Raw genomic sequence first — 24,025 nt, 5'->3', positions numbered from 1 at the left:
CCAACCCGGTCGTGGATGCGGGGAGCGGAAAGCGCCAACGCCGCGGTACGTCGGCGGGTCAGAAGGTCAGGGTCCAGCCCTCCTGACTGGCCTGGTCCGCCGTGTAGGACGCGCCGTGGACCTTCAACCCCTGCGGATCCAGCAGGGTGATCACGCCACCGCTGTTGCCAAGCTGCACGCCGTCGGCGACGGGCACCGTCAGAACCGCGCCGGCGGCCAGCCGGCCTGCCGGAACCGGGCAACTGTTTTTCAGCCGGTCCGCAATGCGCCATCCGGTCAGGTCCGCCGCTTCCGCGGAGGCATTGAGCAGGAGCACGGACTCCGCCTCGGGCGCCGGACCTGCCGGGTTGACCATTGCTGCCAGGATTCGCAGCGGGAGTTCGCCGGGTCCCGGGCGGGGCCCGGCACCTGCGATGCTGTGCCCCGTGGCGTCGTCGGTATGCCACGCCTGGCTCTGGAAGGCCAGGAAGACCGCGACCCAGCGGTCCGCCCCGGGAAAGCGCAGGAGCAGGCCGCCGTCCTGCCATACGCCGTCGTCACCGCGGAAAGCTGTGCTGTTGCCCTGATTCATATGGACATCGTGCACCCCGTTGCCCGGAGAGAACCCGAAAATCTTGTCAGCCTTCCCCGGCTCGGGGCCCCAGCGCTCACCGAAAACGTACAACCCCGCCTCGGGGTCGGCGATGGCCCGCAGTACATAGTGGTCCAGGAGGTCCGCCAGGTCGTTGTCCGGACCTTCAGCGTTTGGGGGCAGCAGGCGCATGGCCGCCGGGTCGAACAAGTTTCCGCGGATGAAGTCAAGGTTGGCGCGGCCCGGGCCGGACGGCAGCTGCGTCCAACCGGATCCGGGGCCGGGCAGCAGGCCCAGAGCCGGATGCCGGAAGTTGTCATCCGCAAGGTACAGCAGTTCGGAGGGCGACTGCTGGGACTGGACGTTGATTGCCGCCCTGAAATTCGTGCCACCGCCGTCCTGCAGGTGGACCTGGTAGTGGGGCGAGTCCGAGGCACCTTCCCGGCGGCGGTCCACCGCCCGCGCCGCGAGAACGCCGTAATGTTTCAAAGGCATGTGTTCCTCCACTGGGAATTTGAGCAACGCATCCAGCCTCTCCTGCCGCCGTTATTGCAGCGTTACTCCCCCACCATTTCGGAGTGCCGGAAGGATCAGGCGGAGAAGGGCCCGCAGGTTCCTTATCATTCTGTTGCCGGTCGGTCCGCCTCGCTGTGCGGTTTGCCGCCGAATTGTTCCAGGACCGTCTGTGCCTGGCGGTCCACTATTGCGGTCAGGAGTTGCTGGGATGCACCGAAGATGACTGCCCATGCGATGATTTGCGCTGAACTGTCCAGAGCGCTGAGGCCTGGCACGAAGCCGCCACGCATAAGCACCAGCCCCAGGACAGCGGTGAGCGCGCCCATTGGCAGCTTCACGACCGCCAGGGCTTCGGGCAAACCGAATGGGGTCGTGGTGCCTTTTACCCTGCGCAGGGCTGCTGCGCCTGACACCGCCGCAGCCAGCAGTCCAATGAACTCCACCAGGAGTATGTCGCCGGGCAGGGCGGAACCTGACACGACGTCGTCGATGTCTCCACCCGCCGGGATGCCGTATGAAGGGCTGAACGGGCTTTCATTGGTGGGGCAGACTATCTTACTGAGTTCCTGGGGGTAAAAACACAACGCCAGATCCTTCGGGCGAAACCAGCCCATCAGGGCCAATGCCACGGAAATCAATATGAGGATCAAGGCTGTAACAAGAAGAACATTCCGAAAACTTCGAACGCGGGCAAATTCCTTGCGGGATTTACTGTGGGCGGCCGCCATGGCCGCGATGATGTTTTCGCGGGCGCTTTCATCTATCGGCACGTCGGAGTGCGTCTGGCTGAGTTTTTCAAGGCGGATGCGGCGTGGGTCGTTCGCCGCCAGATGCTTGCGGACGTCCGAGTGAATGTCAGGCAGGCGGCCCCTGACGTATGAGACCGGGGCCCTCCTGAGCAACAGTTCCTCAGCGGCGTGCACGCTTCCGAGGGCCGACTCCATCGCGCTCCCGGACGCACCGCGGACGGGTTTACTGGAGTGCCCCTCCGCAGCCTGCCGTGCAGCGGCCAAGTGCCGTTCGATTCCTTCGTCCAGGGCAGCTTTGGCCTGCGCCGCCGGACCACTGTTACCAGGCGGTGGATCCGGACTGTCCTGACGTTTGATCCACTCGGCCAGGGCAGCCAGATACATGATCCGGGTCAGTACTTGCTCGCGCCAAACACTGCTTCGCCTTCGGCCGGGCTCCTGCGATTCGTTCGGCATGTTGGCCCCTTCGTCCCGAGTGTTGCCCTCACATCGGACGATCCACCGCCGGCGTTATTCCGCCGTTACTGCTCCCGACTCCGGCGTCAGCCATTGACATTTCGTCATTGACATCCCGCATGAAACTGCGGATGCTCATTGCTACGGCTACAGCTACTCCAGCCACTAGCACCCAGGCTGGACTTGGGGGTGCCCATGGGCAATGACGACTATGAACAATTTCAGTTGAGCCTGCTTCAATCGTGGCAACTTCGCCAGGGTTCAGGGCAAGACTTTGAAATTGTGCATGTAGCTACCCGGCAACAGCGGCTCATTACTGCGCTAGCGATCAACGGCCCCCGGCCCAGAGGCTATCTGGCCGGGCTGTTGTGGCCGGAGAACTCTGAAACGAGGGCCTTGGAGAGTTTGCGCGTAAGCGTGCACATCGTCTCCCGGCAAGTTCCTGGCCTGCTGGTCAATGACGGTCCAGTGCTGTCCCTGAGTCCATACCTGAGCGTTGATCTGCAGCGCGTGCGAGCTGAAATCCTCGAAATCAGCCAGGTGGGTGTCAATGGGAACGCCGCCTCGTGCGTGCGGAAACTTCGCGACGCGGAACTGCTTCCCGGCTGGTACGACGACTGGGTCCTCTTTGAACAGGGCCGCCTTCGGCAGGACCGCCTGCACGCTCTTCTGCTCATCGCCCGGGAGTCGCTAAGACGTGGCGACTTCGAGGTAGCTGTGGAGGCCTCGCAGGCAGCACAGGAACTGGAACCACTCTACGAGAGCGCGGTCAGGCTTCTGGTCCAGGCCGAAAGGCAGCGCGGCAATAACGCTTCGGCCCTCCGGGCCTTCGAGATGTTCCAAGCGCAGTTGAAGAAGGACATAGGCCTGGAACCCTCCGAAGATCTCCGGCGGCTCATCGCCGACCTGGTGATGTTGCCGGCCGTCCGGGATTAAGGGCAGCCCGGACCAATAACCCGTTCAAAGACTTGACCGAAAATGCAGGCATCGTGCCTGCATCAGCTACCAGGTTCGGCCGTCGGTGGTGAGCCGGCCTGGGCGTAGAGCCACCGACGCACGATATCCAGAACCTCTTCCGGGTCAGCAGAAGGAACCGAAATTGGCTGCGCGCCCCTGCCTTGCCTGAATAGCAGCCGGGCGCGGAAACCCTGCGGCTGGTTCGGCTCGCTCCACGTGCTGATGACCAGCGTTCCGTCCGGCGGGGCCACCGATTCTTCATCCTGACCGGAGGACCGAGGCAACCGGTCGTTGTCGTTCATGGCTTTCAACCTTACTCCCAGTCCGCGGGCGCCAAAATGCCAGCGGCCCCCGGATGTCGATGTCCCCGAGGCTTTGCCCTCGAAGTCCCGGCGCGAAACTAAGCGCCAGCCGTCGGAGCCGCTAGGAAGCTGCGTTATCCGATTGATTCGAGCATGTCGCCGGATGATCAAGGAGGCCGCGTACATACGCGCAAGACTTACTCAAGAGTGCCTCAAGGTCCGGGTGGTCCGGCCAAGGCGCATTCCTTCCAGGGCTGTGCAGACGCGTGCGGAGAAATTAGGCTCAGCTGAACGATCCGATGATGGAGGAAGCACATGAAAGAGTTGCCGCTGCTGAATATCGTGACCAGCCTGGAGGACAGCCGATGGCTTGATCCCGTGGTCCAGGGAGTCAGAGGAGCCGTGAACTCGATCGTCCGGTTCCCGTGGCTTCGCGACGTGCTCCATGGGGTGCCCCTGGGCCATCCGGTTCATCCCCTTGCCGTCCAGATACCGTTAGGGGCTTGGACGTCGGCCGCCGTCCTGGATGCGGTGCCGGGAAGCGAGCGCGCGGCCAGCCTCCTGATCGGCGTCGGGGCGATCAGCGCGGTTCCGTCCGCCGTCGCAGGTTTCACCGATTGGTCGGACCTCCACGAGCAGCAACAGCGCGTGGGCCTCGTCCACGCCGCGGCAAACGTCACCGCCACCGGACTCTACCTCGCGTCGCTGGTGCAGCGGTCCCGCGGCCGGCAAACACACGGGAAGGTTCTCGGCTATCTTGGCTTTGCCACAGTTGCTGTCTCCGGTTTCCTCGGCGGGCACCTCAGCTACCGGCAGGCGGCCGGCGCTAACCACACCGAGGATGTTCCACATCGCTTTCCTGTCGGCTGGCAGCCCCTGGCGCCGCTGAACGAGCTCGTCGAAGGCAAGCTGGAGCGGCGGATGGTGGCCGACATGCCGCTGCTCGTGTTCCGGCAGGGCGATGACGTCCACGTTTTGTCGGACGTTTGCAGCCACCTGTCCGGACCCTTGCATGAAGGCAAAATCGAAGAACGCGGCGAGGCGTGCGTTGTCTGCCCGTGGCACGGGAGCGCCTTTTCGCTGCGTAGCGGTGAAGTCCTGGGAGGACCTGCGACGTCGGCCCAGCCGCGATTCAGCACACGAGTCGTGGACGGTGCGGTGGAGGTGTCCCTCCCCGGCGCGGGGTAGGGGTTGCGGGCGGCGGCCGCCGGGCACGCCGCCGCCTATTCCTGCATCATGGCCGGGAGTTACAGCGGGAGTCAGCGCTTCTTGCGCAGCCACGGCCCCAACAGCCGGGTGGTGACCGGCAGGAAGATATAGGTCATCAGCGGCGTGAGGAGACACGTAGCCAGGAGTACCTGCAGGGGGAGCGGCCACTCCTGGGTCAGCGGATGCAGCAGGAAATTGGCCAGCAGGCTGAGCGGGAAGAAGGGCAGGAAGATACTCACCATCTGCTTCCACCGGGGCGGTACCACCGTCTCGGGGACGCTGAGCCGGGCATCGCCGGGCTGCGCGAACCAGCCTTCGATACCCGTGCGCCGCTCGATCTGGGTGACTTCCACAAGATCTGCCGCGCTGTCGATCCACCACCGCCGTTCGTCGGACTGTTCCCAGTCATGGAGCAGGCGGGCGTCGGCAAAGCGGTACAGCATGTGCCATTCGTTCGAATCCGCGGCTGTGCGGACCCAGCCGGAACCGAGATACCCCGGCCATTCGCGGGCGAGTTCCTGGCCGGCATGCGCCCAGGCGCTGGCCTGACGTGTGCGGCCGGGCTGGACCGTGCGCGCAACGGACACGGTGACTGGCTGGAGCTGGGAATCGGAGATAGTCACCATACGAATCTTACCGACCCCTCCGGCCCGTGTCGGACCCGGGGGCGCCAGCGGCCGCGGTAACCTTCCTAAGGGTTTAGGGAGGGCGGTGCCGTGGATATCTTGAGCGACGTGAGCAGCGAGTGGCTGAGGGCGCTGACCTGGCTCTTGGCCATCGCCGCCGGACTGTTGCTGTGTTTCTGGCGGCCACGTCGGCTTTCCTGGGCTGCTCTCGGCTCCGTGCTCGTCTTTGCGGTGGCGAACATCGGCACGGGCATCTACGTGTTGTCCCACATCGGCGACTCCCGCTGGGGCGGTGGTGCGGAGGACAGGCTCGGCGCTGCCCCGAAACTGGCTGATACTCCCGTCGTGGGGCGTTTTTTGGGAGACCTCGACGGTGTCCTGAACGGGGTAGTGGACGGCGTCAACCAATTTATCGATTTCCGCGCCGCGCTTCCCGTCGCCCTGGAATACCTGGCAGCAGCCGGCTGGGCGCTGGTTGTTGCCGTGCCCTTAGGGCTACTCGCCCTCATTGCAAGCTATCGGGAGGCGCAGCGCCGCGAAGCCGACTTCGCCCGTTACAGCCTGCGGGTCGAAGAACTGAGCGCCGAGCTCCAGGAAATCAAGCGCCACCTCGGCTACCCGGGTGCGGGTTAGGCCGCCCCCAAGCCCCGCCGGAGCTGAACACCCCGGAGGTGTTGAGTGTGGCACCGCGGAGTAGTAGCGTGGCTGCACCGTCACCACGCATCACCCTGACCAGGGAGCGGACCATGCTTCACGTGAGACGTCAACTCGCTGCACTCACGACTGCCCTGGCTTTGGGTGTATCCGGCGGGACCGTCACCAGCCCCGCCTTCGCGGATCCGCGGGAAACGGAAAAGTCCGCGACCGCCACGGGGTATGGCGGTGCGGTCAGCACGGTTGATCCGGAAGCGTCGGCTGCTGCCATCGAAATCCTTCGCAAGGGCGGAAACGCGGCTGACGCCGCCGTCGCCGCAGCCGCGACCCTGGGCGTGACCGAGCCGTACAGCGCCGGAATCGGAGGCGGCGGCTACTTCGTGTTCTACAGCGCGACAACCCACAGGGTCAGCACGATCGACGGCCGCGAAACCGCTCCGGCCGCGATGCGGCATGACGCCTTCATCGACCCCGCGACCGGCAAGCCCTACCCCTTCACACCGGATCTCGTCACCAGCGGCGTCTCCGTCGGCGTGCCCGGCACCGCGGCCACCTGGGAACGCGCCCTCGACCGCTGGGGAACGTTGAGCCTCGCCGATACCCTTAAGCCCGCCATCAAGGTCGCAACCAGGGGTTTCGTGGTGGACGATACGTTCCGTCTGCAGACGCTGGAGAACAAGCCCCGCTTCGAAGCGTTCACGTCGACCAGCAAGCTGTTCCTGCCCGGCGGCGACGCACCCGCCGTCGGCAGTGTCTTCCAGAACCCCGAGCTCGCCGAAACGTACCGGTTCCTCGCCAAAGAGGGCGCCGGCAGCCTCTACAAGGGCGCGCTCGCCGAGGAGATCGCCGCGGCCGTCCAGGCTCCGCCGAAAGCCCCCGGCACGGCGTTGCCCGTCCCGGCCGGATCCATGACGACGGCTGATCTCGCCGCCTACCGCACCCTGGACCAGGTCCCGACCCATGTGGACTACCGCGGCCTGGACGTCTACGGCATGGCCCCGTCGAGCAGTGGAGGCACCACCGTCGGGGAGGCGCTGAACATCCTCGACCCGTTCAACCTGTCCGAGATGGCCCGGCCGGCGGCCCTGCACCATTACCTCGAGGCCAGCGCGCTGGCCTTCGCGGACCGGGGCAAATACGTGGGTGACCCCGCGTTCGTCGACGTCCCCACCCGTGCGCTCACCAACCCGCGTTTCGGCAAAGAGCGCTCCTGCCAGATCGATCCGAAGCACGCGGCAGCAAAGCCCGTTCCGCCGGGGGATGTGGCCTCGTACGACGGTGCGTGCCCGGGTGCCGCCGCGGCGCCAGCCGCTGAGCGGGACACCGAGAACATCTCCACAACCAACCTGACGGTCGCGGACAAATGGGGGAACGTGGTCGAGTACACACTCACCATCGAGCAGACGGGCGGGTCAGGCATCGTGGTTCCCGGCCGCGGGTTCCTGCTCAACAACGAGCTGACGGACTTCACTGCTGTTTATGACCCGGCCGACCCCAACCGGATAGAGCCGGGGAAGCGGCCGCGCTCCTCGATGTCTCCGACCATTATCCTCAAGGACGGCAAGCCGTTTCTTGCGCTCGGGTCGCCAGGCGGATCGACGATCATCACCACCGTCCTGCAGACCATCCTCAACAGGGTGGATCTGGGCATGAATATCTCCGAAGCGATTGCGGCTCCCCGTGCGGCGCAGCGGAACTCGGACATGGTCACCGCGGAAGCCGGGTTCATCACCGCGTACGGACCTCAGCTGACCCCTTACGGCCACAAGCTCGCCGCCGCGGGGGCGCCGTCGACCTCTGCGGCAGAGATCGGTGCAGCAACAGCAATCGAGTTCAGGTCCGGCGGGCGCATGGTTGCTGCGGCCGAGCCGGTCAGGCGCGGCGGCGGCTCCGCGATGGTGGTCAAACGGTCGCATTGACCTGGACAGAATTGGTTGGACAAAGGCGCACCCATCGGACGCTGGCCGGACTCCGACGGCATGATCGGCTTATTGAGCGGGGGACCCGATGATTACGGTCCGATTCCAGTACCTCACCGGGATCAAACGGGGCCTCTTCCGCAATGCCCGGCTGGCCGGCTCGTGGAACGGCTGGAGCGACCTTCCCATGCAGGAAACCACCGGCGAGGACGGCTGCCCGGCCTTTGAAGCGACCGTGGTCTTCGACGACGCCATGGCAGGCCGCGAGGTCCGCTGGGGGGTCCGCCACGATGGCCCGTCCGGAGCCAACCAGTGGGGGATCGCCACGGAGGACTCGTTTCCCCATCCCGTTCGGCCCGAGCGCATTTTCATCCTGCCGCCGGCCGGAGGGCATGACTCGGCACAGTACCGCCTGACGGTGAGCCGGTTTTTGGGAGCCCAGAAACTGTACAAGTACGGCGGGGAGCACATCCGTTTCGCGGTATGGGCCCCGAATGCGCAGGCAGTCGACGTCGTGTTCGGCAAGAAGGACAACGGCTACATCTACGACGACGGACGCGGCATCGATCCCAGCCGGCCGGTGATCGCGCTGCACGGCATCGGCGGGGGGATCTGGGCCAGCGTTCCTCAACCGGACTTCCAGTCCTATGTGGGGTGCCCTACATGTACCGCATCCGCACCGTGCAGGGCGTTGACCGGATGCGCACGGACATCCACTCCCGGTGGCAGATCGGACGCGGCGCCATCAATCCGGAGAACCCGCAGCACCCGCCCTGGGACGGGAATCCCGGCACTCTGGACGGGGGCGTCAGCTGCAGCGTGGTGATCGACCAGGACGTGGTGCGGGAGGAGTTCGAGCCGGTCACCGACCCGCCGAAGCTGATTCCGGACGAGGAGTTCTGGCTCACCGAGTTCACCGCCGGCCTGCCGGTGCCGACGCGGCTGACGGAACTCGTCATCTACGAGCTCCATATCGGATCGCTGGGTTACGGCCGGGCGGACGCCGGCAAGCTGCCGGACGCCATGGAGTTCATACACCATCTGGCGTCCCTCGGGGTCAATGCGGTGGAGCTGATGCCGGTCTCCGAGACCGGCGGGATCTTCAGCTGGGGCTACGGTGACACCCACCATTTCGTCATCGAGTCCAGCGCCGGCGGACGGGACAAGTACAAGCACTTCGTTCGCGAGTGCCACCGTAACGGGATCGCCGTCATCCAGGACGTCGTGTACAACCACTTCGACAACACCGCGGACCGGGCCCAATGGCAATACGACTCCGACCAGCCCGAGCAGAATATTTACTACTGGTACGAGGGCCGGTCGGCCGACTACGCGAACCCGAACAACGGGTACCTCCAGAACGGGTCCTCGGGACGGACCCCGCGCCTGTGGGAGGAGAACGTCCGCCAGCTCTTTACCAGCAGCGCGGCCGAGTTCGCTGACGAGTTCCACGTCGACGGCTTCCGGGTGGATCTGACCGAGGCGATCCACCGGGACCACCGCCACGAGATCGACGGGTCGGAGGTGGCGGCCGCGCAGCTGTACGGGCAAAAGCTGCTGCGGGAGTGGAGCCGCACGCTGAACCTCATCCGTCCGGCCACTATGCGCATCGCCGAGGACCATTCGGGGTGGGACAAAATCACCGAACCCGCCGGCGGTGGCGGGATGGGCTTCAATGCCACCTGGTTCTCGGACTTCTACCACGACCTCATCGGCGATGCCTCGGATCATGGGGACAAGGCAAGGATCCTCCACCGCGCCGGTTTCGGGACGGACGACCCGGTGCCCTGGAGCCAGTTCTGCGGCTCCTTTGCCAGGACGGGGGAAGCGCACATCGCCTATCACGAATCCCACGATGAAGTCGGAAACGCGAAGGGCACCCTGCGAACCATCCTCGCGGCCGTCAACGGCGCCAGCCTCTACGGTCCGACGCGGGACTTCGCCGAGGCGCGGACCCGCGTCGTCGCCGGGATCAGCATTCTCTCCGCCGGAACACCGATGTTCTTCATGGGGGAGGAGATCGGTGCGCGGAAGCCCTGCACGTTCGACGACATCCCAGGCGGACGCGAAGACATCCTGGCCGAACGGTCCGGGCTTGGCGCAAACCTGTTCCGTTACTACCAGGACCTGATCAGGCTCCGCCGCGGCAGCCGCGCCCTCCGCTCGCGGAGCATCGACATCATCCACGCCGCGGACGGCGCCAGGGTCCTGGCCTTCGTCCGTTCCGACGGCACCACCCGCGAGCTGGTCATCGCGTCCCTGAACAACCGCCCTTTCGGGACGGGGTATACCGTCCAGACGACGGCGGAGCGCCTGGTGCCGGGAGGCTGGCAGGAGGTCTTCAACAGCGACTCCTCGTTTTACGGCGGAACGAATCTGGGCAACTTCGGTGCCACGCTGCCAAGCCAGGACGGCCGGATCGACGTGCGGCTGCCGGCCAACGGCCTCCTCGTCCTGCGCCGGACGTAACCGGGCCCGCCCGGGCCTGACCGGGGCGCCTGCCCGGGCCTGGCGGGCGCACTCACGTGAAGATGTCGGCCACATACCTGCCGTGGGTGCGCTCCACCTCATCCATCCACCTGTCGGCGTCGGCCTCGGACACGCCGGTCGCCTCCCGGTAGATCCGCTCGCACGTGTCCCGCACCTGCGGGGCCATGTGCTTGCCGTCGCCGCAGACGTAGACAGTTGCGCCCTGTTTGACGAGCTCGACGACGTCAGCCCGGTCTGCCCAGAGCCGGTCCTGGACGTACTTCCGGCCGTCCTCGGGCATCGTCGAAAAAACGGGCCGGAGGTCGAGGTTGGCCGCATCCGCCCAGGACGCCAGCTCCGCCTGGTAGAGGAAGTCGGTATCCGGTGCCCGGCAGCCGAAGAACAGCATGGAGGGTGCCGGTCTGGTCCCCTCAGCCTCGGCCCGCAACGCCCGGTCCTGCACGAAACCCCGGAAGGGCGCCAGCCCGGTCCCCGCGCAGACCATGATGAGCGGAACCTCAAGGGACTGCGGCGGATGGAAGGCCGCGTTGGAGGGCCGGACCGTAACCGCCACCCGCGACCCCGGCCTCGCCTGGGCCAGATAGGTGGAAGCCGCGCCTTCAAAAACCCCGCGGCCTGACCAGGCGGGGGCCTGGATGACGGAAAACGTCAGCGTCACGTGGTCCGGGCTCCAAAGCGGGGACGAGGAGATGGAATACCGCCGCGGAGACAGCTGGGTTAGCAGCTGCAGGAAAGAGCTGAACGACAGCTGGCAGGAGGAGTACGTTTCCAGCAGTTCCAGCAGGGAGAGCCGCTTGTCGAGGACCTCCGCCGCATGGCGCTCGCGGTCCTCCGCGAGGGACTCAAGCTCCCGGCGGTGGGCAGGATCCTCGGCGACGTCGGCCAGGTACCCGAGCTGGCTCCGGGTGGCCGGGACCGTCAGTTCCACGTAGCTGCTCAGCAGTTCGCCCACGGCCACGGGCATGCCGGTGGGCAGGAAAGTGTCTCCTTGCTCCATGCTCAACAGGACATGCGAGTCGTAATCCAGCTTGAAGCGGCTCAGGGACCGCTGCACCACTTCGCTGGGGCTCAGCGGCAGTACGGCCAGGTAATCGCCGGCGCGGTACTTCATCCCGTCGGGCAGGGCGATCTCGACGTGCCGCTTGGACCGGGCCCGGGGCTTGGCCATATTGACGAGTTCGCGGTTCGCCACCACGGTTCCCAGGTCCAGCCCGTTCTGGCGCAGCAGCGGGTCCCGCACGTTGCCGACGAACTGGACCTGAAGCCCGGGTTGCGCGGCCGGCGGGCTTGTATCCTGCCCGAGGGCGGCATCTACAGCCGGCCAGAATCCGGCGTACCACTCGTCAAAGTCACCGAAGAAATCCCCGCGGGCATTGGCCTCGCCCCGGGCGTAGATCCGCTCCGCACCGGCAGCCGCCAGCCGGGCGTCAATCGCCTTGGGTACCTCCTGGTAGGTCCGCGCCCAGTCCTTGTTGCCGTTGCCGAATACCGTGTACCGCACCCCCGCGAGGCCTCCGGGCGGCAGTGCCTCCGTCCAGGCCAGAAACTTCCGGGCGTTATCCGGCGGCTGTCCCTCATATGAGGAGGCCACGATGGCGACGAGCCCCACCGTCGGCAGTCCGCCGGCTGAATCGTCCAGCGGACTGATGGTGGGGCTGTAGCCCCGACGGCCGGCGTCGTTGGCGATGCGCTGGGCAAAGTCCTGGGAGGTTCCCGCATTCGAACCGTAGAGCACGCGTATCGGAATACCGTTCGCCGCCTCGGCGGCTGGCGCTTCGACGCGCGGCGCATGTTCGACGGCGGGTTCCCTTGGTGCTCCGATCCGGACGGGCCGCCGTCGTACGTAGAGAAACAGCCCTTCGGGCTTCATGGTCAGCGTGTGGTGGATCTTCAGTTCATAGTCGGGATCCGCGGCCGTGATCTCAAAACGCTGCAGGAGCTTGGCCAGGAACAGCTGGGCCTCCTGCAGGGCAAATCCCCGGCCGATGCAGGAGCGTTGCCCGTTGCCGAAGGGCTTCCACGCATTGGCCGCGATTGCGGCGGCCCGTTCGGGGGAGAACCGGTCGGGATCGAAAACGTCGGCGTCGTCGCCCCACGCCGCCTTGTCCCGGTGTAGTTGGGGGAGCAGGACCAGGATGGGCTGACCTGCGGGGACCTCATACTTGCCGGCCAGCGTGGTGTCCTCGAACGGCGCGACGCTGAAGGCCGGCGCGGTGGGCCAGAGCCGGAGCGTTTCCTTGAGCACCTGGTCCAGGTACCCCAGCCGGGGCAGATGCTCGAACCGGGCGCTCTCGGTGCCCAGTACTTCGTCCACATGCTCCCGCGCCCTGGCCAGGACAGCCGGATGCCGCAGCAGCTCGTAGAGGGCAAAGGACAGCAGGCCGCTGGTGGTCTCGTGCCCGGCGACCAAAAAAGTGACCATCTGGTAGCGGACATTCTTCTCGGACAGCCGCTCACCAGTCAGCGGGTCCGCCGCGTTGAGCATGGTGTCCAGGATGTCTTCGCTGCCCGGCGGGCTGGGGTTGCGCCGGCGGTCGCGGATGATCTGGTCGACGACCTCGAACATCAGGGCATTGTCTTCTTCGAGCTGGTGCAATTTGCGCAGCATGATCTTGTTCTGTACCGGGAGCCTGCGCGACCGGTCGCCGGATTCAACCAGGGCTCGGACCATGGCTCCCACGAAAGGATGCACGTCCTCGCGGTAGAGGCTGTTGAAACGGTAGCTGAAAGAGCACAGCGCGATGGTGTCCAGCGTCAGACGGGTGGTGTTGTCCGGAACATCCATCCGGACGTTAGGGCCAAGCCTCTCCCACTTGAGGAGCAGCTGCTCCGCGATGTCATCCATACCGCTAAACATCCGCCGCAGCGCCGCGGGCCCGAACGCCGGCATCAGTATCCGGTGCGCCTTCTGCCAGTTGGGTTCTTGTGTCTCCGCCGTGAACAGGCCGTCACCGATGAAGTCCCGCACCTCCCGGAGGGCCCTGCCCAGCACTTTTCCGAAGCGCGCTTCATCGCATACCTCGTTGACGAACTGCTGTGAGGAGATGGCGACAACGCTACGGTTGAAAATTTGGATGCGGACAATGGGGCCGTACCGCTCGGCCAGCTCGACTATTCCCAGAATGCCCTTGCTGGAATCGATATCCGCCAGGTTGCCCACCACCGGCTTCGGGGGAGGCTGCGGGATGGGGACGGTGGGGGAAGTCATGTGCGCTCCTCGGCGGCCGGCGATCGAGCACGGGACAACATCCTGCTGCCCGACCGGCCGAGGCTCTCCCCATTTCAGTCCACGATACTCCGGTTGGATTAAGGGAACTACTTCCGAACGTGGCGGAGGAGCGCGTCGAGGACCGGCAGCTGTCCCTTGACCAGCTTCTCGCGGGCCACGGACTCCGGGAACCATCTGGCGTCGTCGATCTCCGGGAAGTTGGCCAGAGTGCCGGATCCCTTCGGCCATTCCAGCGCGAACGTGTTGCTCACGATCCGCTCGGGTGCAAAGTCGGACTCCGCCGCGAAGACCGTCACCACCTTCCCGGAGGGTTGCCGGAAGGCGCCCAGGTTGATGTAGCCGGCCTCAGGTGCCGCGGTGCCCATCTCTTCGGCAAACTCGCGCAGGGCCGCCACCAGCGGATCCTCATCCAGGAGGTATTCGCCCTTGGGAATGGACCAGGCATGGGCGTCCTTCCGGGCCCAGAAAGGACCGCCCATGTGTGCGATCCACACCTCCACGTCTTCGGCTCCGCGCCTGCGGTACAGCAGTATGCCCGCGCTGTGCACCGTCATCCGGTGGGTCCGTAGGCGGTCCGGCTGCCGGAACCCGGATGGTCAGCCCTCACAGTCACGGCAGTAGGCGTGGCCGTCCTTCTCACGTGCGATCTGGGACCTGTGCCTGACGAGGAAGCAGGAAAAACAGGTGAACTCATCTTCCCGCTGCGGGACGATTTCAATTCTCAGTTCCTCGCCGGACAGGTCCGCGCCGGGCAGTTCCACGCCGTCCGTGGTGTCCGCCTCGTCCAGCTCGCGAAGAACGCTGCCCGCATCCGGCGCGTTGGCGGACTGGACCGCGCGGAGTGAATCCATGCGCGATTCGGCAACATCGGACCGCACTTCGTCATAGTCTGTGGCCATTCTGCTGTGTCCTTCTGGGCTCACCTGGACAGGCGGCCGGGGTAGGTATGGGAGTCTGCGGCATCGAGGACTTCCAGTGACGTCATGCGTGCTGCGTTTGCCACCTCCTTGATCGGCGCTCCGCCCGTGACAGCACTGGCAACCGCAGCCTGCAATTCGGGCGCGGAATGCTCGTGTTCGAAGTCCGCGGCCACATTGTGGGCAGCTGCCTCTTCCACTGCCCGGATCGGGTCAATAGACATGGCCCACACCCCTGACGCTACCCGTAGGCCTTATCCAGCTTTTTGTGTATCTGCCTTGCACCAGGGTCTCCTCCGGACGAGCGCCAACTAAGGAAGCGCTGCCGGGGTCCGGGGCAACAGTGCAATTTTAGGGAAACAGCTCGGACTTGAAAAGGCCCACTTGGGAAGCGATTCCAAGGTGCGCAGGCAGCCCCGCGGTTAGAGACGCAGGGCCCGATGGATAACAAGCGCCGCGGTGTCCTGAAGGCTCTGGTTGTTTGAGCGGGCGTAACTCCGCAACCGCCCGAACGCCTCTTCCATGCTCACGCGGGCGGTGTAGGCAATCACGCCTTTGGCCTGTTCGACGAGAACCCTACTGTTCAAAGCCCGCTGCAACTGTTCGTTGACCATCGCTGTTTCACGGACGGCCCGTTCCTGCATGATGCTGATGGTCGCAACGTCCACTAGGGCCTGGCCGATGGCGGCATCCTCGCTGGAGAGGAGGCCGGGCTTGTCGCGGAAGAGACCCATGGCACCGATGGTCCTGCCGGAGACGCGCATCGGAACGGCATGGACCGAGCTGAAGCCCTGCGAAAGCGCGGCCGTCTGGAATTCGGGCCACCGTCCGGTCATCGCCGCGATATCCCCTACGGCAACCACAGAACCGGTTCGATAGCATTCAACGCAGGGTCCGGATCCGGCTTGGAGCTGAAGGATCTCGACGAGCTGGCTGCGTTCGCTCGTGGACGCCAGGAGCTGCAGTTCGCCGTGCGGATCGGCAAGTAGCAGGCCGGCATCGGCAGCGTCCAGCAGATCGACGGCGGCCTCCACCAGCACGTGGAGCAGGCCCAGCACGTCGTAGTCAGCAATTAACGTGTCCGTAATTTTTACGAAGGCCGCGCTGACCCGTTCTGCACGGCTCTTGGTCACCATGCGGCAAGTTTACTGCAGTGCAGCGTTGCCGCGTCCTTCATTTCCCGGAGCAAAACTCAGGTGACCCCTCAACACCTCTTCAGCAGCTTCGCGCAACGGTATTCCATTGGCAAACGCATGGGCGCGCAACAGCAGCAAGGCTTCCCCGGCGTTGGTTCCCGCTTGGGCCAGCACCATCCCGGTGGCTTGGTGTATTTCCCGTCTCGACATCAGCTCGTTGTTCTCTGCCGGGTCCGTGTCGGGCGACTTTGCCGAGAGAATCCACCGCAGCAGGTGCCATGCGGTGCGACCGGCGAGAGCAGCTGCGATCACGTGGTCCTTGTAGCTCAGACTGCCCGGTTTCGTGTGGTGCAGCTCCACTGCTCCCAAGTCCAGCGCGCCCAGGGTCAGCGGAAAGACGAAAATCGCAGCAACGTTCGTGTCCAGAAGAGCCTTATTGAAAAACGGCCACGAATACGGATGCGAATGCACGTCTGGGATGAGGACCGGGAGCCGTGTCCGGAGCGCCTCCCATCGGGGACCTTCACCGAGGTCAAACTGAAGCTCATCAAGGCGGGCCGCCAGTTCGTCGCTGGCGGAGACGAGAGTCTCTGCTGAGGTGCCGCCGAACATCGTTACGGCCACCCCGGCGACCGGCAGCTGCTCAAGAAACGGGGCGCATAAGTCCGCGCTGTCCAGGCCACTCGTTTCTGATGTACCGGGGTCAACCATTAGCCACTCCATGCTGACTAGGGGCAGGCGGGCGGACGGCGTGTACTACGTTCATGATGAGCTTTAGATCCCCGACATCCTCCCGCAGCAAACGGGCACGCAACGAACCGGAGCAACCGGCGGCTACGGCTAAGGATAAACCTGTCCGCGTCTTTTCGCAGTCCTAGTACCCCCTCCTCCGGGCCGGAGCCAGGCCGCCGCACCGGCGTGGCCCTTTACGACCCGGGGCTGGATCGCCGGCGCGTCTCAAGCAAATGCGCCAACAGAGCTTTGCTTGGAGAGCCCGGATGATTGGCGACATGTCGCCGCAGGCGCCGCTGGATGTCCGCCAGGCCGGGATCTGTGTCCGCCAGGACGGCTTCGATAATGTCGCTGGCCTGGTCCTTGATTGAGGCTTCGAGCAACATCGCCGGTGCAATCTGCCAGTCAGAATCAATGGCGCCTTCCGGGAGCGGCTGCGGTACCCAGAGGCAGCGCTTCTGCCGGGCAGCTGGCGGTACACGTCCATAGGCGTCTACGGGATGATCGCGGGACATCTGCTGCTCCTGGAATCGCTGCATGAGTGCGAAGCCAGGGTCCGGGGCTGCTCTTATTCTAGTCGTGAGGCGAACGGCTGGATAGGTCGAAGCCCGGCTGCTGACCGGCGTCGGCCACGGGCGATCGGCCAGCCGGAAGGAACCGTCGGTTCCGGATCCGTGAGCTGCCGAACGCGAGGGTCAAGGGTTGAATGGCCTGCGGCTGACCGGTCCGGTTCTTGGGACGGCCAACGGCAACGTGCGGTATCCATCGGGGGTATCGGAAGCCGAGCGCGCGTGAGCTCAGGATGAAGTCGTCGGGATTGTCCACCAGCAGCTCGTCAAGCAGTTCATGGAGCGCGCGCACCAGCAGTACCTGGAAGTCGTAAACGTGACCGGGGACCTGCACTTCGAGCCCGAGGACATGTCCGCCGCCCAGCACGATCAGCTTTTCAGCAGGTCCCGTGAAGGCCTCCAACACCGGCAGGGCCTCCAGCCACGCAACGATCGTGCTGGTCGCTGCGGCCGCGCCGGTGATGCCCTTGGTCCAGTCCTCCACGTCCCGGGAGAGGTCATCCAGGATCCCGATATGCAGGAGGGTCATGTGCAGGCCCTGCCGCCGGCGCAACCCCTCGACGCGGGTGCCCAGTTCCTCGTAGTCCGAGGGCCCCGAGCCGATGCTGAGTACAGGGACCTCCAACGTGATCCGCGGAAGCGCAAGCATGGAAACCCCTTTGTGCAGGAGTGGAGGCGTGGTCCAAACGGATCACGCCTCCGGCTCTGGCGCCTTACGTTACGTCAGTGCCTCTTGAAAGCGTCCTTGATTTTTTCGCCGGCCTGCTTCAGGTCGGCTTTGACCTGCCGGCTCTTGCCTTCAGCCCTCAGGCGCTCGTTGCCGGTGGCTTCGCCGGCGGCTTGCTTGGTCCTGCCGTGGAATCTCTCAGCCGCATTGTGGATCTTGTCACCAAAGCTCATGGCCGTTCTCCTTCCTTGGCCGCCTCCGCGGCGTGGTGCCATGGAGGCCGACAATTAATTGTAGGGACAGAAGGGCCTGATTGCGCGGCTGCCGTCGAATCTCGTTCCGATAAGGAAACCGCCAACGTGTTGGGGCGGAGCCTACGCCACCAGGTTGCTGGCTGCCTCGTCCATATGTTCGTGGATGGTCTTGCGGACCAGCGATGCGTCGCCCGTTTCGATGGCTCCCACGATGTCCCGGTGGCGGTTTACGCTCATGTTTTTGACGCCTTTATCCCGGCCGGCGAACATGATGGACATCCGGATGGAGCCTTCGAGTGAGTTCCAGGAGTGCAGTAACGTTTCGTTGCCGGTCAGCCGGCAAAGGCTGCGGTGGAATTCCATGTCCGACTCGATCTGCTCCTCCAGGGATGCATCGTGGGCCGCCTCCATCACGTCAATGGCCTGGTGGAGCGACTCGATCACCTGCTTGCGGTCCGGGAGTTCGGCCAGGGTACGCGCGGCCAACGATTCGAGGGCGGCACGAACGGCGAAGATGTCGCGGATTTCCTTGGCGTCCAAGTGGCGGACGGAGAGCCGGCCACGCGGCCCCGAGGAGAGCAGGCCTTCCTGCTCCAACTGGCGCAGGGCTTCGCGGAGAGTTCCGCGGCTGATCTGCAGCATGTCCGAAAGTTCCGTTTCCACCAGGTGCTTGCCTGGTTCCAGCTCGCCGCTGGTGATGGCCGTACGCAGGGCGGACAGGGCCTGCTCACGGAGGCTCTTCTTTTGCAATCCCAGCAGGGTTGCGGGTACTCCGGCCATCATCGTGTCCTCAATGTCAGTAGTTGACTGTCTACAGTCGTACGTGTTGATCTTACGTCCGGCAGCGCGGGACCGGCAGGTGCCGGCCCCGCGCCGCGCGGCACGCCCGGTCTAGCGGAGTTCGGCGAGGACCTTCGCGACAATGCGTTGGACGGAGAGGCCGTATTTTTCGTGCAGGGTGGGGAGGGCACCGGCGTCGAGGAATTCGTCGGGGAGGGCGACCGGGACGACGCGTTTGCCCACGCCTGCGGTGACGACGGCGGAGGCGACGGTTTCGAAGAGCCCGCCCACGACGGAGTGGTTTTCGAGGGTGACGGCGAGCCGGTCGGTGTTGATTTCGGCCAGGACGGTGGCGGCGTCGAAGGGTTTGATGGTGGGGGTGTGGACGACGGCGACGTCCACGTTGTGCGCGGCGAGGGCCTTTGCGGCCTGGAGCGCGCGCATGGTCATCAGCCCGGAGGAGATGAAGACGACGTCGTTCCCGCCCCGCAGAACCTTGGCTTTGCCGAGTTCGAAGGTGTAGTCGTATTCGTCCAGCACGGTGGGGACGTTGCCGCGGAGCAGCCGCAGGTAGGTCGGTCCGTCGCTGGCGGCGAGCTGCGGGACGGCTTGTTCGATGTCGATCGAGTCGCAGGGGTCCACGATGGTCAGGTTGGGCATGCCGCGGAAGATCGCCATGTCCTCGGTGGCCTGGTGGCTGGGCCCGTAGCCGGTGGTCAGGCCCGGCAGGCCGCCGACGATGTTGACGTTCAGGTTCGGTTCGGCGGCGTCCAGGCACAGGAAGTCGTAGGCCCGGCGGGCCGCGAAGACCGAGTAGGTCGACGCGAAGGGCACCAGCCCGGTTTCGGCGAGGCCGGCCGCGGCGCCGAAGAGCAGCTGTTCGGCCATGCCCATCTGGAAGAACCGTTCCGGGAAGGCCTGGGCGAAGATGTGCATGTCGGTGTACTTACCGAGGTCCGCGGTGAGGCCGACGATTTTGTCGTTTTCGTGCGCGGCTTTGACCAGAGCGTGCCCGAACGGGGCCGAGGTGGTTTTCTGGCCGGGGTCCGCGAAGGAGGCGATCATCGCCGAGGTCTTCAGCTTCGGCTTCGTACTGGCGGCTGCGGTGGCGGTGGTGGTGTCGGGAGCCTCGGTGGTGGCGCTCATGCTGATGCCTTTCCTTCGTAGCCTGCGGTGAGCTGCTCGCGGCAGGTCTGCCATTCGTTCTCTTCGATGCGCATGAAGTGCGCCTTTTCGCGGTCCTCCAGCAGCGGGACGCCGCGGCCGACTTTCGTGTCGCAGAGGATCACGGAGGGCCGTCCCGTGGCGGCGGCCTGGGCCGCGGCGTTGTCGAACGCCGTCAGCAGCGCGCCGACGTCGTTGCCGTCCACGCGCTGGGTGTACCAGCCGAAGGCCTCCCACTTCTCGGTCACGGGCTCGGTGCGCAGCACCGTGTCGGTTTTCCCGTCGGCCTGCAAGGCGTTGATGTCCACCATCGCGGTGAGGTTGCCCAGCTGGTGGTGGTGCGCGCCCATCGCGGCTTCCCAGGTGGAGCCCTCGTCGAGTTCGCCGTCGGAGAGGAAGTTGTAGATCCTCGCCCCGGAGCCCTGGTGCCGCAGGCCCAGGGCCATGCCGACCGCGACGGAGAGCCCGTGCCCGAGGGAACCGCCGGAGATCTCCATGCCCGGGGTGTAGCTGGACATCCCGGACATCGGCAGCCGGGAATCGTCCGAGCCGTAGGTTTCGAGTTCCTCGACCGGAACGATCCCGGCCTCGGCAAGGGCTGCGTAGTGCCCGATCGCATAGTGCCCGGTGGAGAGCAGGAACCGGTCCCGGGCCTCCCAGTGCGGGTCCTCGGGACGGAACCGGAGCTGGTCCGCGTACACCGCGGCGAGCATGTCCGCCGCACCCAGCGCCTGGCCCACGTAGCCCTGGCCCTGCACTTCGCCCATGTTCAGGGCATGATGCCGGATCCGGTACGCCGCAGCCGACACACGCTCAACGCGTTCTGTGGTGGAGGTAGTCATTGTTTCCTGTGAGGTGGTCATCTGGGCTTCTTCTGTGGTGGTCATCAGGCGGTCACTGTCTGCGGGGTGTTCTTCGTGGCCTCGTCGGCGAGCTCGCGCTCCCGCTTGCCCCAGGTCTCCCGGGTGGTCAGGGCAGCCCAGAGTCCGATCAGGGCGTAGGTGCCGAACAGCAGGGCCGGCCCTATCCACCCGAAGCTCACGAACAGCAGCGTGGTGATGAACGGGGTGAAACCGGAGACCATGGCGGAGATCTGGTAGGCCAGGGAGGCGCCGGAGGCGCGGGTCTTGGCCTGGAACAGTTCGGGGAACCAGGAACCCTGGGCACCGGCGAGGGAGTTCTGGCAGACGGCGTAGGAGATGACGATGGTGGCGATGATGAAGACGAACATTCCGGTGTTGACCAGCAGGAACATGGGAATCGCAAAGAGTGCCGCGAAGGCGCAGGACCAGATGTAGAGGGGCCGGCGGCCGATCTTGTCCGTGAGTGCTGCCCAGGACTGCGTGGCGAAGATGCCGATGGCCGAAGCGATGCAGAGGGCCACCAGCGTCTGGGTTTTGTCTGCGAGGTGCTGGCTGTTCAGGTAGGAGATCATGTAGGTGATGGACACGGCATAGCCGGCTGTTTCGGCGATGCGGAGGCCGATGCCCTTCACGATGTTGCGCCAGTCGGTCTTGATGACCTCGACGATGGGCGCCTTGACGATGGCGCCCGATTCCTTCACCTCATCAAAGACCGGGGACTCGGGGACCTTGGAGCGGATGATCAGCCCGACGATGACGAGCACAATGCTGGCGAGGAACGGGATGCGCCACGCCAGTTCGCTGCCAAGCTGGACGCTGAACAGGAAGACCAGGTTGGCCAGCAGCAGGCCGACCGGGAAGCCGGCCTGGACAATGCCGGTGTACTTGCCCTTGGCTTTCCAGGGCGCGTGTTCGTAGCTCATCAGGATGGCACCGCCCCATTCGGCGCCGAAGGCAAGGCCCTGGACGATGCGGACGAACACCAGCAGTGCCGGAGCCAGCAGGCCGACCATGGCGTAGGTCGGCAGCAGGCCGATTGCGAAGGTGGCCAGACCCATCAGGATCAGGGAGGCGACCAGCACCGGCTTGCGGCCCACCTTGTCACCAAGGTGCCCGCCGATGATGCCGCCCAGGGGGCGTGCGGCGAAGCCGACGCCGAGCGTGGCGAACGACGCGAGGGTCCCGGTGACCGGATCGGTGCCGGGGAAAAATGCCGTGCCGAAATACAAGGCGGCCGCGGTGCCGAAGCCGATGAAGTCATAGGTCTCGATGACCGCACCGACGCCGGAGCCGATGGCGACCCGTCGCGCGTCCTTGGTGCCGTGGACCGGACCCCGCATGCTGAGAGCATCTTTGCTCATTGGTGTATCCCTTTCGAAGAGTGGCCGGTGCCTGAACACCGTCACTGTCGACTGTTAACGAACCGATACCTCAGTGTGACCCGTGCCATACGTCACTGTCAACAGTCGACCTTGAGGGTTGACTGTTGACACTCGACGTTTGTAGTGTGGTTTCCATCACCACGCCCTTCCGGCAAGACCAAGAGGATCAATGACGATGTTCAATCCCCGACTCGGCTGCTCATCCATCAGCTTCCGCCACCAGGACCTGCCCGCAGCCCTGCGGACCATCGCGGACCTGGGATTCGAGGAGATTGACCTCGGCGCGCTCCCCGGAGTCTGCGACCACGTCCCCTATGACCTGAGCCCGGAAGCAGTCGCCGCCGTCACTGCGGAAGTTGCCGCGTCCCGGCTTACGGTCCGCTCGGTCAACGGGGACATCGGGGACCTTAACGCCGTGCTCGACGCCGAGGGCCGGGCCGCCCGCGGGCGGCACCTTGATGCGCTGCTTACCCTCACGGCCAACACCGGCGCCCGTGCGCTGGTACTTCCCTGCGGGGCCCTGAACCACGAACCCGTACGGGGCCTCGAGGAGGACCTGGACACGATCGCCGCGGAGCTGACCCGCGCCGGGCAGCGCGCGGCAGAGTTCGGCGTCGAGCTCTGGACCGAATCCCTGCACTTCCTCCGCTTCTGCTGGAATCTCGAGCGTGCCGGACAGCTGGCCCAGCGCCTGGCGGGAACCGGTGTCGGCATCGTGATGGACTTCAGTCACATCGTGGCGGCGGGCGAGGAGCCGCTCCACTACCTCGAGCGCCACGAAGGGCGGATATCCCACGTCCACCTGCGTGACGCGGTGCCGGGGAACATCAACCTCAGCATCGGCAACGGCCGCGTGGACTTTGCCGCCGGGCTGCGGGCCCTCGCGGAACAGGGCTACGCCGGCCACTTCTCACTGGAGCTCGAAACCAGGGACATCGAGCACGAGGAACGTCCCGCGGCGGCGGCCAAAGCAGCCAGCTTCATCTCCGACCTCATCTGACCATCGAGTGCTCCATAACGGCCGTTATGAACCCTCAAAACGGCCGTTATGGAGCAATCGATTCCACTAAGAACCCCAAGAATTCCAAGGAGCATCATGAGCAACACCATCCAGCGCACAGCCGTCCTGACCGGAGCCACCTCGGACCGGGGAATCGGCATCACGACCGCCCGCCGCTACGCCAACCAGGGCTGGGCAGTTGTCATCCTGGACCTCGACGGTGAGAAGTCCGCCAAGGTGGCAACGGAGATCGGCAACGAGTTCAACGTGCCCGCGTTCGGCCACGAGATCGATGTCGCAAATGAGGATTCCGTCAACGCCGCCTACCGCGCCGTGGCAGCGGAGATCAGCGCCGGCAACCTGCCGGCTGTGGGTGCAGTGGCCAACATCGCGGGCATCACCTCGCCGGTGCCGTTCCTGGAGACCACCTTGGAACTCTGGAACAAGGTCATGGCAGTGAACGCCACCGGCACGTACCTCGTGACGAAGGCCTTCCTGCCCGACATGATCGCCAGCGGCTGGGGGAGGATTGTGAACATGTCCTCGGTCTCCGCGCAGCGCGGCGGCGGCGTCTTCGGCAAGGTCCCGTACTCGGCCGCCAAGGCTGCCATCCTTGGATTCACCAAGGCCCTGGCCCGGGAGCTCGGCAGCACCGGCGTCACCGTCAACGCCATCACCCCCGGTGCGGTGGACACCAACATCCGTGTCGGCAGCACGGAGGAGCAGGAAGCGGCGATCAACGCCGGCATCCCCTTGGGCCGCAACGCCACCACCGAGGAAATCGCGGCCGTCATCACCTTCCTGTCCTCGGAGGAATCCGGCTACCTCACCGGAACTACCATCGACATCAACGGCGGAAGCCACATCCACTAGGGGCCTCTGC

Annotated in this window: 25 protein-coding genes; 8 read left to right on the top strand and 17 right to left on the bottom strand. The window is 65.3% G+C overall.

Going from position 1 to position 24,025, the window contains the following annotated elements; genetic code table 11:
- Positions 1-58: 58 nt before the first annotated feature.
- Both QFZ65_RS12080 and QFZ65_RS12075 read right to left on the bottom strand, forming a co-directional pair.
- Positions 59-1,066: a DUF2278 family protein gene (locus tag QFZ65_RS12080; RefSeq protein WP_306910704.1), complete on the bottom strand. Its 1,008-nt coding sequence runs from the start codon at positions 1,064-1,066 to the stop codon at positions 59-61.
- A 125-nt stretch (positions 1,067-1,191) separates the two neighbouring features.
- Positions 1,192-2,292 carry a hypothetical protein gene (locus QFZ65_RS12075; protein WP_306910703.1) on the bottom strand — a complete coding sequence of 367 codons (1,101 nt, stop codon included), beginning with the start codon at positions 2,290-2,292 and terminating at the stop codon, positions 1,192-1,194.
- 195 nt (positions 2,293-2,487) lie between these two features.
- Here QFZ65_RS12075 and QFZ65_RS12070 point away from each other — a divergent pair, with 195 nt between their 5' ends.
- On the top strand, positions 2,488-3,228 hold the full coding sequence (locus QFZ65_RS12070; protein WP_306910701.1) for a BTAD domain-containing putative transcriptional regulator: 741 nt from the start codon (positions 2,488-2,490) through the stop codon (positions 3,226-3,228).
- A gap of 62 nt (positions 3,229-3,290) precedes the next feature.
- Here QFZ65_RS12070 and QFZ65_RS12065 read toward each other — a convergent pair whose 3' ends face one another.
- A complete protein-coding gene (locus tag QFZ65_RS12065; protein ID WP_306910699.1) occupies positions 3,291-3,551 on the bottom strand; it encodes a hypothetical protein in 261 nt (86 codons plus the stop codon).
- A gap of 315 nt (positions 3,552-3,866) precedes the next feature.
- On the opposite strand from QFZ65_RS12065, the gene QFZ65_RS12060 reads away from it, so the two are divergent.
- Positions 3,867-4,739, top strand: a complete 873-nt coding sequence (locus QFZ65_RS12060) for a Rieske 2Fe-2S domain-containing protein (RefSeq protein WP_306910698.1) — start codon at positions 3,867-3,869, stop codon at positions 4,737-4,739.
- 71 nt (positions 4,740-4,810) lie between these two features.
- Here the strand turns inward: QFZ65_RS12060 and QFZ65_RS12055 are convergent, their stop codons facing one another.
- Positions 4,811-5,386 carry an antibiotic biosynthesis monooxygenase gene (locus tag QFZ65_RS12055; RefSeq protein WP_306910696.1) on the bottom strand — a complete coding sequence of 192 codons (576 nt, stop codon included), beginning with the start codon at positions 5,384-5,386 and terminating at the stop codon, positions 4,811-4,813.
- Positions 5,387-5,476: 90 nt separating this feature from the next.
- Here QFZ65_RS12055 and QFZ65_RS12050 point away from each other — a divergent pair, with 90 nt between their 5' ends.
- The 4 genes from QFZ65_RS12050 to QFZ65_RS12035 all read left to right on the top strand — a co-directional run bounded on the left by QFZ65_RS12050 (position 5,477) and on the right by QFZ65_RS12035 (position 10,428).
- Positions 5,477-6,019, top strand: coding sequence for a hypothetical protein (locus QFZ65_RS12050; protein ID WP_306910694.1), 543 nt, complete (start codon positions 5,477-5,479; stop codon positions 6,017-6,019).
- A 113-nt stretch (positions 6,020-6,132) separates the two neighbouring features.
- Entirely contained in the window at positions 6,133-7,959 is a 1,827-nt protein-coding gene (gene ggt / locus QFZ65_RS12045) for a gamma-glutamyltransferase (protein ID WP_306910692.1), read from the top strand.
- Positions 7,960-8,047: 88 nt separating this feature from the next.
- Positions 8,048-8,785: a hypothetical protein gene (locus tag QFZ65_RS12040; RefSeq protein ID WP_306910690.1), complete on the top strand. Its 738-nt coding sequence runs from the start codon at positions 8,048-8,050 to the stop codon at positions 8,783-8,785.
- A gap of 197 nt (positions 8,786-8,982) precedes the next feature.
- Positions 8,983-10,428 carry an alpha-amylase family glycosyl hydrolase gene (locus QFZ65_RS12035; RefSeq protein WP_306912567.1) on the top strand — a complete coding sequence of 482 codons (1,446 nt, stop codon included), beginning with the start codon at positions 8,983-8,985 and terminating at the stop codon, positions 10,426-10,428.
- Positions 10,429-10,480: 52 nt separating this feature from the next.
- On the opposite strand, the gene QFZ65_RS12030 is transcribed toward QFZ65_RS12035, so the two are convergent.
- The 13 genes from QFZ65_RS12030 to QFZ65_RS11970 form a co-directional block, all read right to left on the bottom strand.
- Positions 10,481-13,657, bottom strand: a complete 3,177-nt coding sequence (locus tag QFZ65_RS12030; protein WP_306910688.1) for a bifunctional cytochrome P450/NADPH--P450 reductase — start codon at positions 13,655-13,657, stop codon at positions 10,481-10,483.
- 107 nt (positions 13,658-13,764) lie between these two features.
- Positions 13,765-14,232 carry an NUDIX domain-containing protein gene (locus tag QFZ65_RS12025; RefSeq protein WP_306910686.1) on the bottom strand — a complete coding sequence of 156 codons (468 nt, stop codon included), beginning with the start codon at positions 14,230-14,232 and terminating at the stop codon, positions 13,765-13,767.
- Positions 14,233-14,274: 42 nt separating this feature from the next.
- The gene (locus QFZ65_RS12020) at positions 14,275-14,577 is read right to left on the bottom strand and encodes a DUF4193 domain-containing protein (RefSeq protein WP_306910685.1); all 303 of its coding nucleotides are present in this window, start codon (positions 14,575-14,577) and stop codon (positions 14,275-14,277) included.
- A gap of 20 nt (positions 14,578-14,597) precedes the next feature.
- Positions 14,598-14,819 carry a hypothetical protein gene (locus QFZ65_RS12015; RefSeq protein WP_306910683.1) on the bottom strand — a complete coding sequence of 74 codons (222 nt, stop codon included), beginning with the start codon at positions 14,817-14,819 and terminating at the stop codon, positions 14,598-14,600.
- Between the two features lie 198 nt (positions 14,820-15,017).
- Positions 15,018-15,731 carry a GAF and ANTAR domain-containing protein gene (locus QFZ65_RS12010; RefSeq protein ID WP_306910681.1) on the bottom strand — a complete coding sequence of 238 codons (714 nt, stop codon included), beginning with the start codon at positions 15,729-15,731 and terminating at the stop codon, positions 15,018-15,020.
- Positions 15,732-15,740: 9 nt separating this feature from the next.
- A complete protein-coding gene (locus QFZ65_RS12005; RefSeq protein ID WP_306910679.1) occupies positions 15,741-16,442 on the bottom strand; it encodes a GAF and ANTAR domain-containing protein in 702 nt (233 codons plus the stop codon).
- A gap of 215 nt (positions 16,443-16,657) precedes the next feature.
- On the bottom strand, positions 16,658-16,978 hold the full coding sequence (locus tag QFZ65_RS12000; RefSeq protein WP_306910677.1) for a hypothetical protein: 321 nt from the start codon (positions 16,976-16,978) through the stop codon (positions 16,658-16,660).
- A gap of 58 nt (positions 16,979-17,036) precedes the next feature.
- Entirely contained in the window at positions 17,037-17,681 is a 645-nt protein-coding gene (locus QFZ65_RS11995) for a hypothetical protein (protein ID WP_306910675.1), read from the bottom strand.
- A gap of 74 nt (positions 17,682-17,755) precedes the next feature.
- Complete coding sequence (locus tag QFZ65_RS11990; protein ID WP_306910673.1) at positions 17,756-17,932, bottom strand: CsbD family protein; 177 nt, start codon at positions 17,930-17,932, stop codon at positions 17,756-17,758.
- A gap of 141 nt (positions 17,933-18,073) precedes the next feature.
- Entirely contained in the window at positions 18,074-18,733 is a 660-nt protein-coding gene (locus QFZ65_RS11985; protein WP_306910671.1) for a GntR family transcriptional regulator, read from the bottom strand.
- Positions 18,734-18,844: 111 nt separating this feature from the next.
- A complete protein-coding gene (locus QFZ65_RS11980) occupies positions 18,845-19,879 on the bottom strand; it encodes a transketolase family protein (protein ID WP_306910669.1) in 1,035 nt (344 codons plus the stop codon).
- Positions 19,876-20,784 carry a transketolase gene (locus QFZ65_RS11975; RefSeq protein ID WP_373427585.1) on the bottom strand — a complete coding sequence of 303 codons (909 nt, stop codon included), beginning with the start codon at positions 20,782-20,784 and terminating at the stop codon, positions 19,876-19,878. The genes QFZ65_RS11980 and QFZ65_RS11975 overlap by 4 nt, the downstream gene beginning before the upstream one ends.
- Positions 20,784-22,121, bottom strand: a complete 1,338-nt coding sequence (locus tag QFZ65_RS11970) for an MFS transporter (RefSeq protein WP_306910667.1) — start codon at positions 22,119-22,121, stop codon at positions 20,784-20,786. Before QFZ65_RS11970 ends, QFZ65_RS11975 begins: the two co-directional genes overlap by 1 nt.
- A 196-nt stretch (positions 22,122-22,317) precedes the next feature.
- Here QFZ65_RS11970 and QFZ65_RS11965 point away from each other — a divergent pair, with 196 nt between their 5' ends.
- Together QFZ65_RS11965 and QFZ65_RS11960 are read left to right on the top strand one after the other, a co-directional pair.
- Complete coding sequence (locus QFZ65_RS11965; protein WP_306910665.1) at positions 22,318-23,142, top strand: sugar phosphate isomerase/epimerase; 825 nt, start codon at positions 22,318-22,320, stop codon at positions 23,140-23,142.
- A 96-nt stretch (positions 23,143-23,238) separates the two neighbouring features.
- Positions 23,239-24,015 carry an SDR family NAD(P)-dependent oxidoreductase gene (locus tag QFZ65_RS11960; protein ID WP_306910662.1) on the top strand — a complete coding sequence of 259 codons (777 nt, stop codon included), beginning with the start codon at positions 23,239-23,241 and terminating at the stop codon, positions 24,013-24,015.
- Positions 24,016-24,025: the final 10 nt, after the last annotated feature.

Origin of the sequence: Arthrobacter sp. B3I9 (assembly GCF_030816935.1) — a bacterium.
Classification (GTDB): Bacteria; Actinomycetota; Actinomycetes; order Actinomycetales; family Micrococcaceae; genus Arthrobacter.
Note: the sequence above shows the minus strand (reverse complement) of the source record. Positions and strands in the feature narration are given on the sequence as shown.